This is a genomic window from Arcicella gelida (assembly GCF_034931025.1).
GTDB classification, from domain to species: Bacteria; Bacteroidota; Bacteroidia; order Cytophagales; family Spirosomataceae; genus Arcicella; species Arcicella gelida.
This window is the reverse complement of sequence record NZ_JAYGIL010000006.1, coordinates 122,992-136,505: the sequence shown is the minus strand read 5'-3', so window position 1 is coordinate 136,505 and position 13,514 is coordinate 122,992. Positions and strand designations below refer to the sequence as shown.

General features: G+C 33.5%; 13 protein-coding genes and 1 pseudogene. All 14 read left to right on the top strand.

Features of this window, described 5'->3' with window-relative positions:
* Positions 1–98 precede the first annotated feature (98 nt).
* Positions 99–1,883 (top strand): hypothetical protein, encoded by a 1,785-nt coding sequence (locus tag VB776_RS06785; RefSeq protein WP_323327324.1) that lies wholly within the window; start codon positions 99–101, stop codon positions 1,881–1,883.
* Position 1,884: 1 nt separating this feature from the next.
* Positions 1,885–2,388 (top strand): hypothetical protein, encoded by a 504-nt coding sequence (locus VB776_RS06780; protein WP_323327322.1) that lies wholly within the window; start codon positions 1,885–1,887, stop codon positions 2,386–2,388.
* 1 nt (position 2,389) lies between these two features.
* Positions 2,390–2,923 (top strand): DUF5675 family protein, encoded by a 534-nt coding sequence (locus VB776_RS06775; protein WP_323327320.1) that lies wholly within the window; start codon positions 2,390–2,392, stop codon positions 2,921–2,923.
* The gene (locus VB776_RS06770) at positions 2,924–4,519 is read left to right on the top strand and encodes a transglutaminase-like domain-containing protein (RefSeq protein WP_323327318.1); all 1,596 of its coding nucleotides are present in this window, start codon (positions 2,924–2,926) and stop codon (positions 4,517–4,519) included.
* 2 nt (positions 4,520–4,521) lie between these two features.
* The gene (locus VB776_RS06765) at positions 4,522–5,064 is read left to right on the top strand and encodes a hypothetical protein (protein WP_323327316.1); all 543 of its coding nucleotides are present in this window, start codon (positions 4,522–4,524) and stop codon (positions 5,062–5,064) included.
* Positions 5,061–6,068 (top strand): hypothetical protein, encoded by a 1,008-nt coding sequence (locus VB776_RS06760; RefSeq protein ID WP_323327314.1) that lies wholly within the window; start codon positions 5,061–5,063, stop codon positions 6,066–6,068. Before VB776_RS06765 ends, VB776_RS06760 begins: the two co-directional genes overlap by 4 nt.
* Positions 6,065–7,243 (top strand): annotated as a pseudogene (locus VB776_RS24530) (strawberry notch-like NTP hydrolase domain-containing protein); the annotation flags it as partial. The gene VB776_RS06760 and the pseudogene VB776_RS24530, both read left to right, overlap by 4 nt.
* An 846-nt stretch (positions 7,244–8,089) precedes the next feature.
* On the top strand, positions 8,090–10,114 hold the full coding sequence (locus VB776_RS24525; RefSeq protein WP_407653798.1) for a strawberry notch C-terminal domain-containing protein: 2,025 nt from the start codon (positions 8,090–8,092) through the stop codon (positions 10,112–10,114).
* A 142-nt stretch (positions 10,115–10,256) separates the two neighbouring features.
* Positions 10,257–10,733, top strand: coding sequence for a DNA N-6-adenine-methyltransferase (locus VB776_RS06750; RefSeq protein ID WP_323327310.1), 477 nt, complete (start codon positions 10,257–10,259; stop codon positions 10,731–10,733).
* Positions 10,734–10,739: 6 nt separating this feature from the next.
* A complete protein-coding gene (locus VB776_RS06745) occupies positions 10,740–11,024 on the top strand; it encodes a hypothetical protein (protein WP_323327308.1) in 285 nt (94 codons plus the stop codon).
* A gap of 10 nt (positions 11,025–11,034) precedes the next feature.
* Positions 11,035–11,745, top strand: a complete 711-nt coding sequence (locus VB776_RS06740) for a hypothetical protein (RefSeq protein WP_323327306.1) — start codon at positions 11,035–11,037, stop codon at positions 11,743–11,745.
* A gap of 4 nt (positions 11,746–11,749) precedes the next feature.
* On the top strand, positions 11,750–11,992 hold the full coding sequence (locus tag VB776_RS06735; protein ID WP_323327304.1) for a hypothetical protein: 243 nt from the start codon (positions 11,750–11,752) through the stop codon (positions 11,990–11,992).
* The gene (locus tag VB776_RS06730) at positions 11,992–12,219 is read left to right on the top strand and encodes a hypothetical protein (RefSeq protein WP_323327302.1); all 228 of its coding nucleotides are present in this window, start codon (positions 11,992–11,994) and stop codon (positions 12,217–12,219) included. Before VB776_RS06735 ends, VB776_RS06730 begins: the two co-directional genes overlap by 1 nt.
* 481 nt (positions 12,220–12,700) lie before the next feature.
* Positions 12,701–13,426: a hypothetical protein gene (locus VB776_RS06725; RefSeq protein WP_323327300.1), complete on the top strand. Its 726-nt coding sequence runs from the start codon at positions 12,701–12,703 to the stop codon at positions 13,424–13,426.
* Positions 13,427–13,514 lie beyond the last annotated feature (88 nt).

The window sequence follows — 13,514 nt, the reverse complement described above, 5'->3', positions numbered from 1 at the left end:
GTAGGCAGGTAAGCCAAAAATCAATTTTTAAAACTTTTGAAATTTAACATCACTGGCAACAGCAATGTCAAATTTCAAAAGTTTTAAAATTAATTTTGATGAAAAATAAATTAATATCGATCCTTGTCAAAATAGTACTTCCGATTGTAGTGGTGTATTATTTAGTTCGTTATTTATTTGCGAACAAAAAAGAAAGTTCTGATGGAAATGCCAATGTTGCCACAGGTAATATTAGCAAAGAAGAAGACCCTTCAAACACAAACATCAATAAGCAGATTACATTGCCAGTACTTTTTGACGATGTAGCTACTCCATTCCAATTACCTTCCTTCAGAAATTTAGCTAGAACACTCGCACCACAAACTGGCAACCTTAACATTGCACATTTTGGAACTATTAATGCTCGTTACTACGAGGATGAAAGTGGCTATCCACGACCAGTATGGGGCGTATATTGGGATTTGGAACAGTATCCATTTGGTGCTAAGAAACCGTGGGAATGTGGATTTAGTGGGTCAACAAATTTAGACACTGCTAACGATGGTGTAGAATATATACATACGCCAGAGCAAGCATTAACCTACCCAACTTTCACAAGTGCAATTCCTTTTCAGTACAGAACACATAGTCAGTATGGTGCTGGTGCAGTAGAGCCTTGGCTTACTGGTACAGATGAAGAATTGTTTGAATTAGGACGTGGAGTTGGGCAATCAAATGCTTTTGGAGGTGGGGATAATATTCTTGACACTACAAAGCGACAAATAATAGTTGTGGATGTTGAGAATAATACTGAGAATGGTTCACGTAAGCATAGACTTTTTGGGTTTGGTGTACTCAGTAGAACATTCGGATACTATTCTAGTATGTATTCAGGACTCTTTTTAGAAATGGGTTACACTGAAGACCAAGCAACTCAAGCCAAAAAGTACTACAATTATCCAGATGCTAATGGTAACTATTCACCACAAGTTAACATTAATGAAGATTGGAAGCCCGAAACTACAACAACTTTACAAAGTAAGGATTTAATTGGACTAAGGTTAACAGATTTTAAAAGAGCATTACCTTGTAATGAACAATCTTTTTACTTTGAAGAAGTTGCCCCACAAGGAAGTAATTATGTTTTGAATAATGCAGGAGACTTTATTGTTGTTAATAAGTTTGGCCCTAACAAAACAGTTAGACACCCAATGAGTTTGTTGGTAACAGCTCTACAATGGCAGTCTTACTATTGTTACTACAAACTAGGTAAACATCGTAATATGTTTATGCCTAAAATGGTGTGCGACCGTGGTAATTTAGGTAAAAATCAATTCTCAAGAAGTTCAACAGGTGCATTAATTGCTGATACTCTTGCAAGTCATACGAATCAGAATGTAGGTAGAAAATACGCCTTTTTATTCATTATAGCATTGTTTATGAACGATGTTGATGGCTGGTTGTGGGATAGAGCAGTTGAGGGAAATCTAGGTGGAATTGATACTTATGGTGGTGCAACTGCTGCGGTAGAAATGCTAGAGTCTATTGGGGCAATTGAACATTACAGATCATTAGTTCCCGAATTTTGGTTTACAGAATACAGCCTTGATAATGGGGTAACATGGAAAAAAAGCTATGCCATTGATTGGGATTCAAGTACTACCGATGTACTGGGTGTATTAATCAAAAAATCTGGTTCAAAGGTTTTATTGACAGCTTTTAGACCCGAAGGTGTTGAGCCTCTTTCTTTTATTGCCAGGACTCAGGTAGGATACAGAATGAAATACTTTAGCGTAGGAGTTAACGATTGGGAATCAGTACAATATGCTGACAAAGACCTTAATCTAAACCAAATTCCAAACGCCAACAAGACTATTTATTGCCAAATGTTTGATGTAGAATAGCATGAAAAAGTATTTTTTAATTTCGATTTTATTTTTGTTTCAATTCAGTTGCGTGACCGAGAAAAAAGCTCGGTCACGTGCTATTGAATTTTATCGGGAACATCCTGCCGAGTTGGCTCAAACCTGTGCCGACAAATTTCCAATCGGTACAGAGTACATCAAAGGATTTAGCATCATCAGGAAAGATACTACTATCAATAGAGCAATCTTCTTGAATTGTCCTGAAATAATCAATCCTGTAACAAAGACTTCTTATGTACCTCAAGTAAAGTGTCCAGAGGTTCAAACGATTTATATTGAAACAATTAGGGTGGATACCCTTAAAAAGGAGAATCCCGCTCGTGTTGAGCAATATAGACTTGAGAAAGAGGATGTTGAGAAAAAGTATAAAGTTTTAGAAGCAGATTTGAAGGCTACAAAAATTGAATCTCAACAGCGTTTACACCTCATCATTATTTTATGTGCCTTGGTTGGTTTGTCTATCTATTTAAGAATAAAAAAATAACATGGACTTAGTCGTAAAACGATTTTTAAAAACAAGTAAAAGTACGATTGGCAAACTCTATGTCGATGGTACTTTTACTTGTTATACCCTTGAAGATATTGACAGAAATTTAAGTAGCTTGATGACTCTCGAACAAATCAAGGAGTTAAAGATTTATGGAAATACCGCAATTCCGAGAGGTAAATATGCTTTAGCTGTTCAGCAATCGCCATCAAATGGCAAAAGGTACTTCTATCTTCAGAACGTAAAAGGCTATACCGGCGTAAGAATCGAATGGGGGAATACCCAGATGGATACTTTAGGCTGTATTTTGGTTGGAACTACCTACACAACCGACAAAGTAAATAACTCTGTTGTGGCTTACAATGCCCTTGTTAAGAAAATGAATGCCACTAAAGGTCATACCATCACTATTATAGATGAGAAAAATGTATCCAATAGTTTTTGGGCCATATTGGTAGGCATTCTACTTGTTGTCACTTATTTTTTCAGAGAAAAAGTGATTGATTTTTTTAAAAAGCTCCTAAAAAAATAGATGGATAATTACTTTAAAAAGCCAACAAAAGCCGACTTTATCAAAAAGACTGTAGCAATCCATACGGAGGATACTTTTTATGATATTTGCGAAAGGTACATTCCCGCTTCATTAAAGCAAACAGAGCTTATTGCTGTTAGATTTAAAAAACAGAAAAACTCTTACTTAACTTCAAAGAAAATATATGCTTTTGTAAAAACGTATATAAAGTATCGTGAAGATGAAAAGGGCTTTGAAGAAATACGTTTTCCAAACAAACTTTGGAAAGATAAAGTAGGGGATTGCGAGGATTTTACCATTTTTTGTTCTTCTATTCTATGTAATTTAGGCATCAGCCATACCATCAGAATGGCTGATTACGGAAAAGGTTGGCAGCATATCTATATCAAAGTTGGTAATACTGTTTTAGACCCTGTTCAGGATATGTTCAATTATGAAGACAAAGGGAAATATATTGATTATGAAATTAAAACGAATGGATTGGGAAAATTACCAACTAACCTTTATTCTGCAAGAGAAACCTTTATTGTAAAGCTTTGGAATACATTTCAAAAAGATGGGGTAGTTTATAATAAAGATATTGAGACTAATACTATTCCGACCGAAAACGTTGAAAGTCTGGTAGGTTATTTGAAAAATAAGCTTGAAGTAAAAGCTGTTTATTTGCCAGCCGAAAAGAAAGAAGTAATTGTTGGAGGCAGAGCAACGACTGTTAATTTCGCAGAGAGAATTAAGGTTGAATTAGAAAATACAACCCTTACTTTCGACCCTGAAACTATATCTCGTCTAGTGGCTAAAATTGCTGGAAATGAAGCTTTAAAGCCACAAAAAACACGGGTTAAAGAAGGTTTTCAGCCTGATAATGTCGAATTCATGAATCTCTTTAGAGATTTTGTCAATAAGAATGATGGGATGGATGAGGATCTATATACTGGAGTGAATTTTTCTGAAAATGGTTTAGCAGCTACTAATAACTATTCATTTTTATACTTTAATGCTAAAACTGACTATAGAGGTACTTACACGCTTGATGGAAAACCAATTAACTCTAACAAGGAATTTGTAGATTATCTAGGATTTATAAAGGGTGATAATGACCCAAGGGTAACGATAACACCTACTCTAAAAGAGTTTGATACCTTTTTTCAGACTGCCTTTAAACTTTCAAATTATGGTGATAAAGCATCAAAACCAATCATTATTAGGTCGAGTTTAAATCCTTATGAATTTGAAATAAATACTGAAAACATAACTTATGATTTTAAAACAAAAGAATTAGTAGTTCAGGAATTTAAGACAAAGTTGATTTCTAATACATCTTTTGACTCCTTTTTAGTTTTTATAGAAGGTAATTTTTTTAAGCAAATTTTAAAGCTATTAAATAAACTACAGGTCAAAGAATTTACGCTAAGTATTTCAACAACAACCGAACGTTTACGACCAATAATCTTACAATGTGATACTAAGTATGGTGAATTAATTTATATGCTTCAGCCACTGAATCGTATTGAAAATTCTAAAATGTCGATTATTAAACAAGAGAATGGTTTTAGAAAACAGCTTATTTCTTTCAAAGAACAACTTCAAAAAATATAGTCATGGGTTATACAGGCAGTAATTACAACGGAAAATTAACAGCACTTGAAATTTCAAAATTAGTAAAAAATGATATTTTAAAGGAATATCCAGATATAGATATTTCTGTTAATAAAAAATCCTTCTCAGGGGTATGGTCACTTAAAGTAGAGATAAAAGATTGTGGTTTTAAACCATTTAAACCAGATTATAATGGTTGGGATTCATTTTGGTATCAAGAACATCCAAATGAGAGTTATTTTAATAAAAAAGCTGAAGACTTATTAAATACTTGTAAAAACATAGTAGAAAGCTATAATTATGATAATTCTGATACAATGACTGATTATTTTGATGTATTTTTTTATTCGTCAGTCAAGTTCGATTTGGATACTCATATTCTTTTGTATTTGAAAGAAAGTTCGTGGGCTGAAACTTTAATAAGAAACAATTCAGAATTAGTAAAATGGGCTAACAACAGGTTGGAAAAAAATAAAACTAAAGAGAAAATTCCTAAGTGGAAAACAGCATTATTGAAGTTTGAAAACAAATTAAAAACCCTATGAATTGGAAAGATTTACTTTTGTCGTTTAAAGACAAATTGACAAAGATTTCAACAATAGAAAGTCCTCTAAATTATATTGACAGTATTACACTTAGATTTAATAAAGGGGATAAGCTTAACAAAACTTCGCTTGAATCAGAAGCTAAACGTTTCGGAATTAGCAATGTCCGTGAAGTTAAAGAGCAAACTGAATATGCTTTAGTTGTAATTTATCGTAAGATGGCCCATGATGAAACTAAAAATGTTGAAGAGCGTTTTGAATCAATCATTGAATTTTACAAACGGCAAGTAAATTTATCTTTAAGAACAAGTACTTCTGTTTTGTTGCAGCAATATAGTACACCCGCACCAATTGCTTATTTAATGGGCCTATATTGTGGCATTGACAAACCTCATAAAAGTAGTCGATTCTTTGAGCCAAGTGCGGGTAATGGATTACTTACAATTGCTGGCTTTACAGATAATTTTGATGTGAATGAATTGGATGATATTAGAATAATCAATCTTAAAAGAGATAATTATGATAAAGTTTCCAAAATAGACTCTTCCAATCAGGATTTCTTCAAGGATAAAATCAAAAAGTATGATGCAGTGATAACAAATCCTCCATTTGGGGCTTTAGAAAAGCACGAATACCAAAATTTTGATGGGTTTACCATCAAAGACCTCGACCATCTTATGGCAATTTTGGCTCTTTCATCCATGAAAGATTCAGGTAAATCTGCCATTATTATTGGCGGGCATACTAATTACGATGAAGTTGGCAGAATTCAGGCAGGCAAAAACCGTATTTTCCTTAATTTCCTTTACAGTCATTACAATGTTCAGGATGTAATCAATATCAATGGTGATTTGTATTCAAGAATGGGAACTTCTTTTAACATCAGATTAATCCTAATTGATGGGCGAAAAAAAGAAGTAAGTGGTTATGCTCCACTTCAAAACAAAACAGAATCTAATCAAATAAATACCTTTCAAGAACTCTATCAAAGAATTTTTCAATGAAAAAATCAATTCTTTTCAATGGTTTAGGTGTACCATACATGCCACTTAGTAATTCAAAATCATTACAAGTAGATACCCCCGATTCTATGGGTACAGAGACTGTTAAAGCTTTAAAAAAGCTGAAATCAATTATCGGTGATGTTGATGATTTTCTTTGTTTAAAACTTCTGTACTCAAATAAAGAAGCCTTATATAGAGCCTTTGCTGCAGAACAAATTGATGCAATAGCATTAGCAATTTTTAATATTGAATACAAAAATCAAGGGCTAATCATTGGTGACCAAACTGGTGTAGGTAAGGGACGTGTAGCCGCTGGGTTGATTCGTTATGCAATGGCACAGGGTATTCTTCCAATTTTTATAACAGAAAAGCCCAATTTGTTTAGTGACATTTATCGTGATTTGGTTGATATTGGCTTAGAAGATGCCTCTCAACCCCTGAAAATTAAACAAAACGAAACTAAAAAGCTTATTCGTTACAAGCCATATTCAAGCCTATCTGAAGAAGAAAAAATTGAATACGGTTCAGCAAAAGAGTATAAAACCTTTCAAGAAGAAAATCCTTATGAAATCATAGCAGGTTATTCTGAAAATAAAAATCGGGATTTATCAAAAGGTAGTCATGCGATTCCATACATATTGAACGCCCGTGCTCGTGCTTCCGATGTGAAAGATGCAGATGGAAACATATTGTATCAAGCGTCAGACCCAATTCTACAAAAAAAGGTGCTTGATACTATGAAAATACCTGCTGGATTTGACCTTGTGATGCTTACCTACTCACAAATACAGTCAGGCAATAAAATTGTGGCTGGTAGTTTAGAGCTTTCGCCAAAGGCTAACTTCTTAAAAAATATTGCTAAAAATAATTTGGTGATTTTAGATGAATCACACAATGCTTCGGGCGAATCTATTAGAGGTATGGCATTATCAATGGTTTTAAAGAATGCTTATGTTGCCTTTTTGTCTGCAACTTTCGCAAAGAGACCCGATAATATGCCTATTTATGCTTCCAAAACATCTATTTCTGAGGCTAATTTAAACTCAGCGGAGTTGTCAGAAGCTATTTATAAAGGAGGAGTAGCTCTACAAGAAATTGTTTCTTCTCAATTGGTCGGAGAAGGGCAAATGATTAGAAGAGAAAGAAACTTTGAAGGCATTGAGGTCAACTATGTTACTCTTGAAGCAAATGGAGGTAATGAGGTGAAAACTAAGGATAAGTTTGAAAAGATGTATCAAGAATTTTATTGTACTGATGAGAATGCTAGAGCTGACAAGAAAAAGTCTGATGCTGTTACTGAAGTAATGCGTGCCATCATTGATTTTCAAGAAAAATATATAATTCCAGAAGTCAAAGAACTTGATAACATAGCTTCTCTAAGTCAGTCTGAAGTTGACATTAGAAAAGGTACTAAAGGAGCTGGTGCCGACACAACCCCATATTTTTCTAAATTATTTAATGTTTTCAATCAATTGTTATTTGCGATTAAGGCTGAGGCTGTAGCAGATAGGGCCATCATGCGATTAAAGCAAGGTAAAAAACCTGTCATTGCTTTTTCAAGCACGATGGGGAGCTTTGTTGAATCTTTGTCGAACGAAAGTGGAGAAGATGGATTTGAAGAAGATAGCCTTATCAATGCAGATTTTACTACTGTTTTATTGAAAGGATTAAAGGGAATCTTGAGGTACACTGAAGTTACATCGAATGGAGTAAGAGAACACAAGGAATTTGATATTAATAATTTTTCTGAAGATGCGATATCGGAATACAAGTTTATAGAAAACATGATTAGGACTACATCTTCTGGTGTTGTTCTTTCGCCGATTGACTTGGTGAAAATGAGAATAGAGCGTGCAGGTTATATAGTAGCTGAGGTAACAGGTAGAAAATTGGCTGTTGAGCTGGAGCAAAAAAAGTTGACCAATGCAGAAGCTGCCAAATTAATGAGAACGGGCAATGATAATCCTAAAAAAGGATTAGGTAGAATTGAATCTCAAACTTTGAGATGGGTTGGACGAATTGTGAAACGTCCAAAAGAAAATGCTACTGATGCTTTCCGTAGATTTAATGACAACGAAGTCGATGTTTTGATGATAAATCAAAGCGGTTCTACGGGTGCTTCAGCACATGCTATTCCAACTAAGAAAGTGCCAGTAAACCAAGTAAAACAACGTGTGATGATTGTATTACAATCGGAACTTGATATAAATACTGAGGTTCAAAAATTGGGGAGAATTAAACGAACCGGCGAGATTTTAAAACCAATGTATGATTACGTTACAAGTTCTATACCAGCAGAAAAAAGATTGATGATGATGCTGCAAAAAAAGCTAAAATCACTCGACGCCAACACTGCTAGTAATCAGCGTAATTCAGAATCAATTTTGAAATCAGCAGATTTTTTAAATAAGTATGGTGACGAAGTGGTAACACAATATTTAGAAGAAAACAAAGCTATTAATGCCCGAATTGGTTATCCGATTCCAAAGAAAGAAAAAGATACCGACACAGAAGTACAAGAAAATGCTGCGCAAAAAGTAACAGGAAGGATAGCTCTTTTGAAATGTTCAGACCAAGACAAGTTTTATAATGATGTATTGGAATTATACAGAAGTGCTATCGAAATAAAGCTTGAGTCTGGGGATTATGATTTGGAAGTTGAAATTGTGGATTTGCAAGCAAAAGTGCTTGATAGAAAAATCATTGTAGAAGGCAAAGGAGGTAAATCTCCATTTAGTACTTCTACTTATGTAGAAAGATGTGATGTTCGTGAATTGAAAAAGCCTTATTCAGCAGACGAGCTTCAAAAAAACATCACTAGGCAATTAGAAGGGCTTAGTCCTGAAAAATACGCAATAACTCTTACTGAAATTTGTAGAGATAAACTCATTGACCTTAAAGAAAAGAGAATTTTAGAGATTCAAGAGAAGTATAAGGAACGTAGAGATAAAATATCAAGCAAAAAAGACATCAAAAAAATTGAGAATGTTGAAATGCGGTTTATAGCGATTGAGAATGCTTTGAATTTATACAAAATAGATGAACAAAAAGAAATTACCAGTGAAGTTGAATCAGTAGATAAACAAATTAAATATTTCAACGAAAATATTTTCAAATGGTTTAAAATCGGTATGGTGGTACATCTGCCATACATCATTGAAAAGCCATCTGAGGGAGATACTTTGGGTATTTTTACGGGTTTTCAAATTAATGAAAAGAAAGAAAACCCTTTTACGCCGGGCAACATCAAATTGAAATTTGCCATCTCTTCTGGTAAAAGAAGTAGAACCTTCAATATTACTGGAGATGGCTTAAAGTGGGTAAATGGAATTAAATCTATTTCAAGAAGTCCTGAAAAAGTTGACTTAAATAATTCTTACCAAAAATGGACTGAAGCTTCAAAAGCAAATTATTCTGAGAGAGCTATAAGGTATATTTTAACAGGTAATTTATTGCAAGCTTTTGGTAGCCCTACCTTTAATGAATACAAGCTTAAATTAATTGAATATACTACTGAAACAGGTGAGGTACGAAAAGGAATTTTGATGCCAGAATACTTTGAATATGGCAAAAGAACTTATGGAAGTGCAGATGATATGGTTGCAATTCCTATCGGGAACGGATTGAAAGTATTAAGAGGTGTTTATCAAGGTACAGTTTTAACAACTAACATTGGTATGACGATACAAAACAGTCCTTTATCTTCAGTAAGGAGTTACATTTTTATTTTGCCTATCAAAAGTAAAATGAGTGAAATTTACCTTGATTCATCTCTTAGAAAACTTACAATAGAAAAGGATTTTGTAAAACAAGGGAGTGCATTTAAGGCAATTGTGACGGATGATAATTTGCCAAAATTTTTAGAAATTCTTCAACAAAATTACAGCTTATCTTTATTGGTTTCAGACCGTAATCTTAAAATAACTGGTTATGAATTTAGTGATACCAGTTTATCAGATGGTAAAGAATTAAGGAAGCCTTTGCCAAGGTCCATTACCTTTAAAAATGAACTATTGTCATATAAATTGAAACTCAACCAAATTTAGATTTTCGACAATTTTAAAAAGCCCTTCATTTTACATTGAAGGGCTTTTTGTTTTTTACAATTATTGTTGATTACAGTCTAATTGAGTTCAGTCAAATAGATAATAGATTTTTCTCTTTAATAATTTCTCTAAAATTTGAGAAATGGATACTTCTTTCGAACGAAATAAAGGTATAGATGAATGGCTAACACCACCCTATATTATTGAAGCTTTGGGAAGTTTTAACCTGGATCCTTGTAGTCCAGTTAAACGCCCTTGGAATACGGCTAAAAACCACTATACAAAAAAGCAAAATGGTTTATTACAAGTTTGGAAAGGACGAGTTTGGTGTAATCCTCCTTATGGAACAGAAACAGCAAAATGGCTTGAAAAGTGCTCAAAACATAAAAATGCTATTGCTTTAACCTTTGCCAGGACTGAAACAAAAATGTTTTTTGAACAAGTTTGGAATAAAGCTGATGCAGTTTTTTTTATAAAAGGAAGACTTAATTTTTATACTGTTAAGGGCATTGAAGGTGATAGTGCTGGTTCACCATCTGTTTTAATAGCCTATGGTAAACAGAATGCAAGGATTCTCCAAAAATGTGGCTTAGAAGGGAAATTTATTCAACTAAAATAAAAAACAATGATTTCAGCAAGTAATTACATCCAACAATCATCAAATATCCCTTTCAATACTTTGCCAACGGTTTTAAAGGATTTTGATAAGGTTTATAGTGCAAACTTCAAAGAAGCCAACGACGACCCATCCCTAAGCTCTGTCATTTCTCTTTATTATCAAAAGCTTAATGAATATGTAGCTAAAAATCAGGTTAAAACACCAAAGGCTGAAAATTCGGCAGCAAAACAGAAATACAAATACCGTCTTAGATTGCAGTTGCAAGAAGAGGCAAGAATGGCACTAAAATAAATCCCAATCAATGAAAGCACACGACAAAGAATTCATTAAAAATTTTGATGCCAAAAACTTGGCAAAACTTGACAATGTATCGCAGGAAAACTACAAAATCCTTAAAGATGATACAGATAATTTTACCGATTTTTCAATCTTTGATGTTGTCCCAGATGCAGAAGCTACTTTGGAGTCATGGGTTAAAACAGTAAAGGCAACAATCAAGGAGGTAGAAAAACCTGTTGTTGTTTCGCCAAACTCAAAAGCTTCAAGACCATCAGTTCAAAAAGCTCAAAAACCTGCAAAGCAAGAAACTAAATCCAATGAATCAAAACCTTCAAAGGTCATCAAGACAAAAGCACCAAAGCAATCGCAATTAGAAAAGAATGAAATCTTAAAGGAGCAGCTTCGTGAAGAAAACAAAGAGCTTATTGCCAAGGTAAAACAAAACTCGAAATTCAAGGATAAGCTTTCAAAGGAATTATCTGAATATCTTCAGAAAAATCAGATGGGGCTTGGTGCAAAATCTGATGATGCAGAGCTTAAACAGTTAAGAGCAAAAAATAAATTCTATAAAAATCTTTTGGCTGGAGATAAAGCAGATTTTAAGGCAATTGCTAGGCGAGTAGGTTATGATTACGCCATTTCAAAGCCAAGACCCAAAAAAAGTAAAGGTTTATCTGGAGCGAGAAAGGTAAAATCATTTACAGATAAAATTGTTGATTTTTTCAGCTTATAAAACTATGGAAAGCATCGCTTTTGAGCCTGATTTATTGAAAACCATTACTTTCTTACAAGGTAGAATTGTTTCGCAACAAGCTACCTTGTTTGAGTATTTGATGGCTGTTACACTCTTGACTGAACATAAATTTGTTACTTCAGAAGATTTGTCAGTACAGGTAGCTTTAAGAGGAGAATTAGGAGCGGTCAATCACTTTTTGAATATCGCAATTTTAAAAACAAAACTTAACAACAATCAGAACTAATGGGCAGCATCCTTAACATTTTTAATATTAGAGCAACTTATAATAAGTGGAAAGCAAAGCAATTGGTGTATAGTGGGCCAAAATGCCAAATCGTGATAGAAAACCTTGAAATAAAAGGGATTACTTATAATCAGCAAGACCCGCCAAGCCCTGAAGAAATAAAAAATATTTTGAATAAAGCTGTTCTTGAAATGACTACTCAGGTTACTGCAGAATTTGGATTTTAACAAATCAAATTAAATCAACACTTCAATAATATAAAGAAAATAGCCCGTGGGAAAATCCCTCGGGCTATTTAGTTAATAGTTCTACACCTATTGATATAAAATTACTAAACTGTTTTGAAAATGCAAATAAATTCTGTGCTTGTTTATACTTTAACCGAAATAAATTAGAATAAAATTCCATTTTTAATTATAAATCAGGTATTTATACGCTAAAGAATATTAGTTATTATTAATAGTTTTATAAAATAACAATGATGATTTATTCTCATGTTCACTGTTTTTTAAAATTTAATAAATCTGTTTATTTGAGACAAAATGAAGTGAATACTTTTGGCTCACTCCATAAAATACAATTCGCATTTTGTATTGTTAAAAACTTGTTTCAATCTAATGGGTACAATACGAAATGAGGCAATGAGAAACTATTCTCATTATTTCGTCAATACCATCCTTAGCAATAAAACTTTTCAATAACATTTTTATGTCTGAACAAAAAAAGGAAAAATTAGAGACGCTACAAATAGTCAAAACTCCCGTTTTAGCTACACAAGCATTAATATTAATGCTTGCTATCATTCTGACTCCATCACTATGGTTTTCAATGCGATTGATATTTAATCCACCAAAGGCCTCAGATATAGTTTTAGCTATCTCGGTTGGGACTTTTGCAAGTGTAATGTATTTATGGATTCTTGATGTTACTTCAATCCTACCATTCCGTTCGCAATGGATTAGTAAAGCTGTGTGGACAGTAGCAATATCAACAATTTTAAGCACATCTGCGGCGATATATAGAGGCTACTTTGTAGAAGACCGTTATCCCTATCAGGGAGTATGGGAAGTAACTTACCAAGATAACAGCATACAGATTACATTACCAACAGTTATTTCTTACAGTGAATCCTCAAGTACATATCAAGGTTATACTGGAGTTCAAAAAATTCGAACCGGCATTAGATATTTCAATGGAGGTGACTGTCCACAATATTTCAGTATTGAAATAGTTGACTTTAATCCTGACAAAAACTATATTATTTTTAGGAGACACATTGAAGATAATTCAGAAGAAATAAGACGAGACTTGATTGTTGAAAGAGAGGGGAAACTATTGGAATCAAAGACTCCCAAGGAGAATGTTGACATAATAAATAAAGGAATTAAAAACTTAGCTGAGCCTGATAAAATTAGACTAATGCGAAGGAATTGACCGAAGATGTACTGGTTCTTATATAGGTATATGCAAAAGCAGGACAGACTGAAACTGTGTATCAACCTTTACTTTTCAATTTGGCTTA

What these genes read in the sequence shown, in the direction of transcription:
- VB776_RS06780 (WP_323327322.1), top strand. Translation starts at nt 1,885, where the DNA reads ATGAAAAAGTATTTTTTAATTTCGATTTTATTTTTGTTTCAATTCAGT.
- VB776_RS06740 (WP_323327306.1), top strand. Translation starts at nt 11,035, where the DNA reads ATGAAAGCACACGACAAAGAATTCATTAAAAATTTTGATGCCAAAAAC.
- VB776_RS06725 (WP_323327300.1), top strand. Translation starts at nt 12,701, where the DNA reads ATGTCTGAACAAAAAAAGGAAAAATTAGAGACGCTACAAATAGTCAAA.
- VB776_RS06745 (WP_323327308.1), top strand. Translation starts at nt 10,740, where the DNA reads ATGATTTCAGCAAGTAATTACATCCAACAATCATCAAATATCCCTTTC.
- VB776_RS06770 (WP_323327318.1), top strand. Translation starts at nt 2,924, where the DNA reads ATGGATAATTACTTTAAAAAGCCAACAAAAGCCGACTTTATCAAAAAG.
- VB776_RS06785 (WP_323327324.1), top strand. Translation starts at nt 99, where the DNA reads ATGAAAAATAAATTAATATCGATCCTTGTCAAAATAGTACTTCCGATT.
- VB776_RS06735 (WP_323327304.1), top strand. Translation starts at nt 11,750, where the DNA reads ATGGAAAGCATCGCTTTTGAGCCTGATTTATTGAAAACCATTACTTTC.
- VB776_RS06760 (WP_323327314.1), top strand. Translation starts at nt 5,061, where the DNA reads ATGAATTGGAAAGATTTACTTTTGTCGTTTAAAGACAAATTGACAAAG.
- VB776_RS06750 (WP_323327310.1), top strand. Translation starts at nt 10,257, where the DNA reads ATGGATACTTCTTTCGAACGAAATAAAGGTATAGATGAATGGCTAACA.
- VB776_RS06730 (WP_323327302.1), top strand. Translation starts at nt 11,992, where the DNA reads ATGGGCAGCATCCTTAACATTTTTAATATTAGAGCAACTTATAATAAG.
- VB776_RS06765 (WP_323327316.1), top strand. Translation starts at nt 4,522, where the DNA reads ATGGGTTATACAGGCAGTAATTACAACGGAAAATTAACAGCACTTGAA.
- VB776_RS06775 (WP_323327320.1), top strand. Translation starts at nt 2,390, where the DNA reads ATGGACTTAGTCGTAAAACGATTTTTAAAAACAAGTAAAAGTACGATT.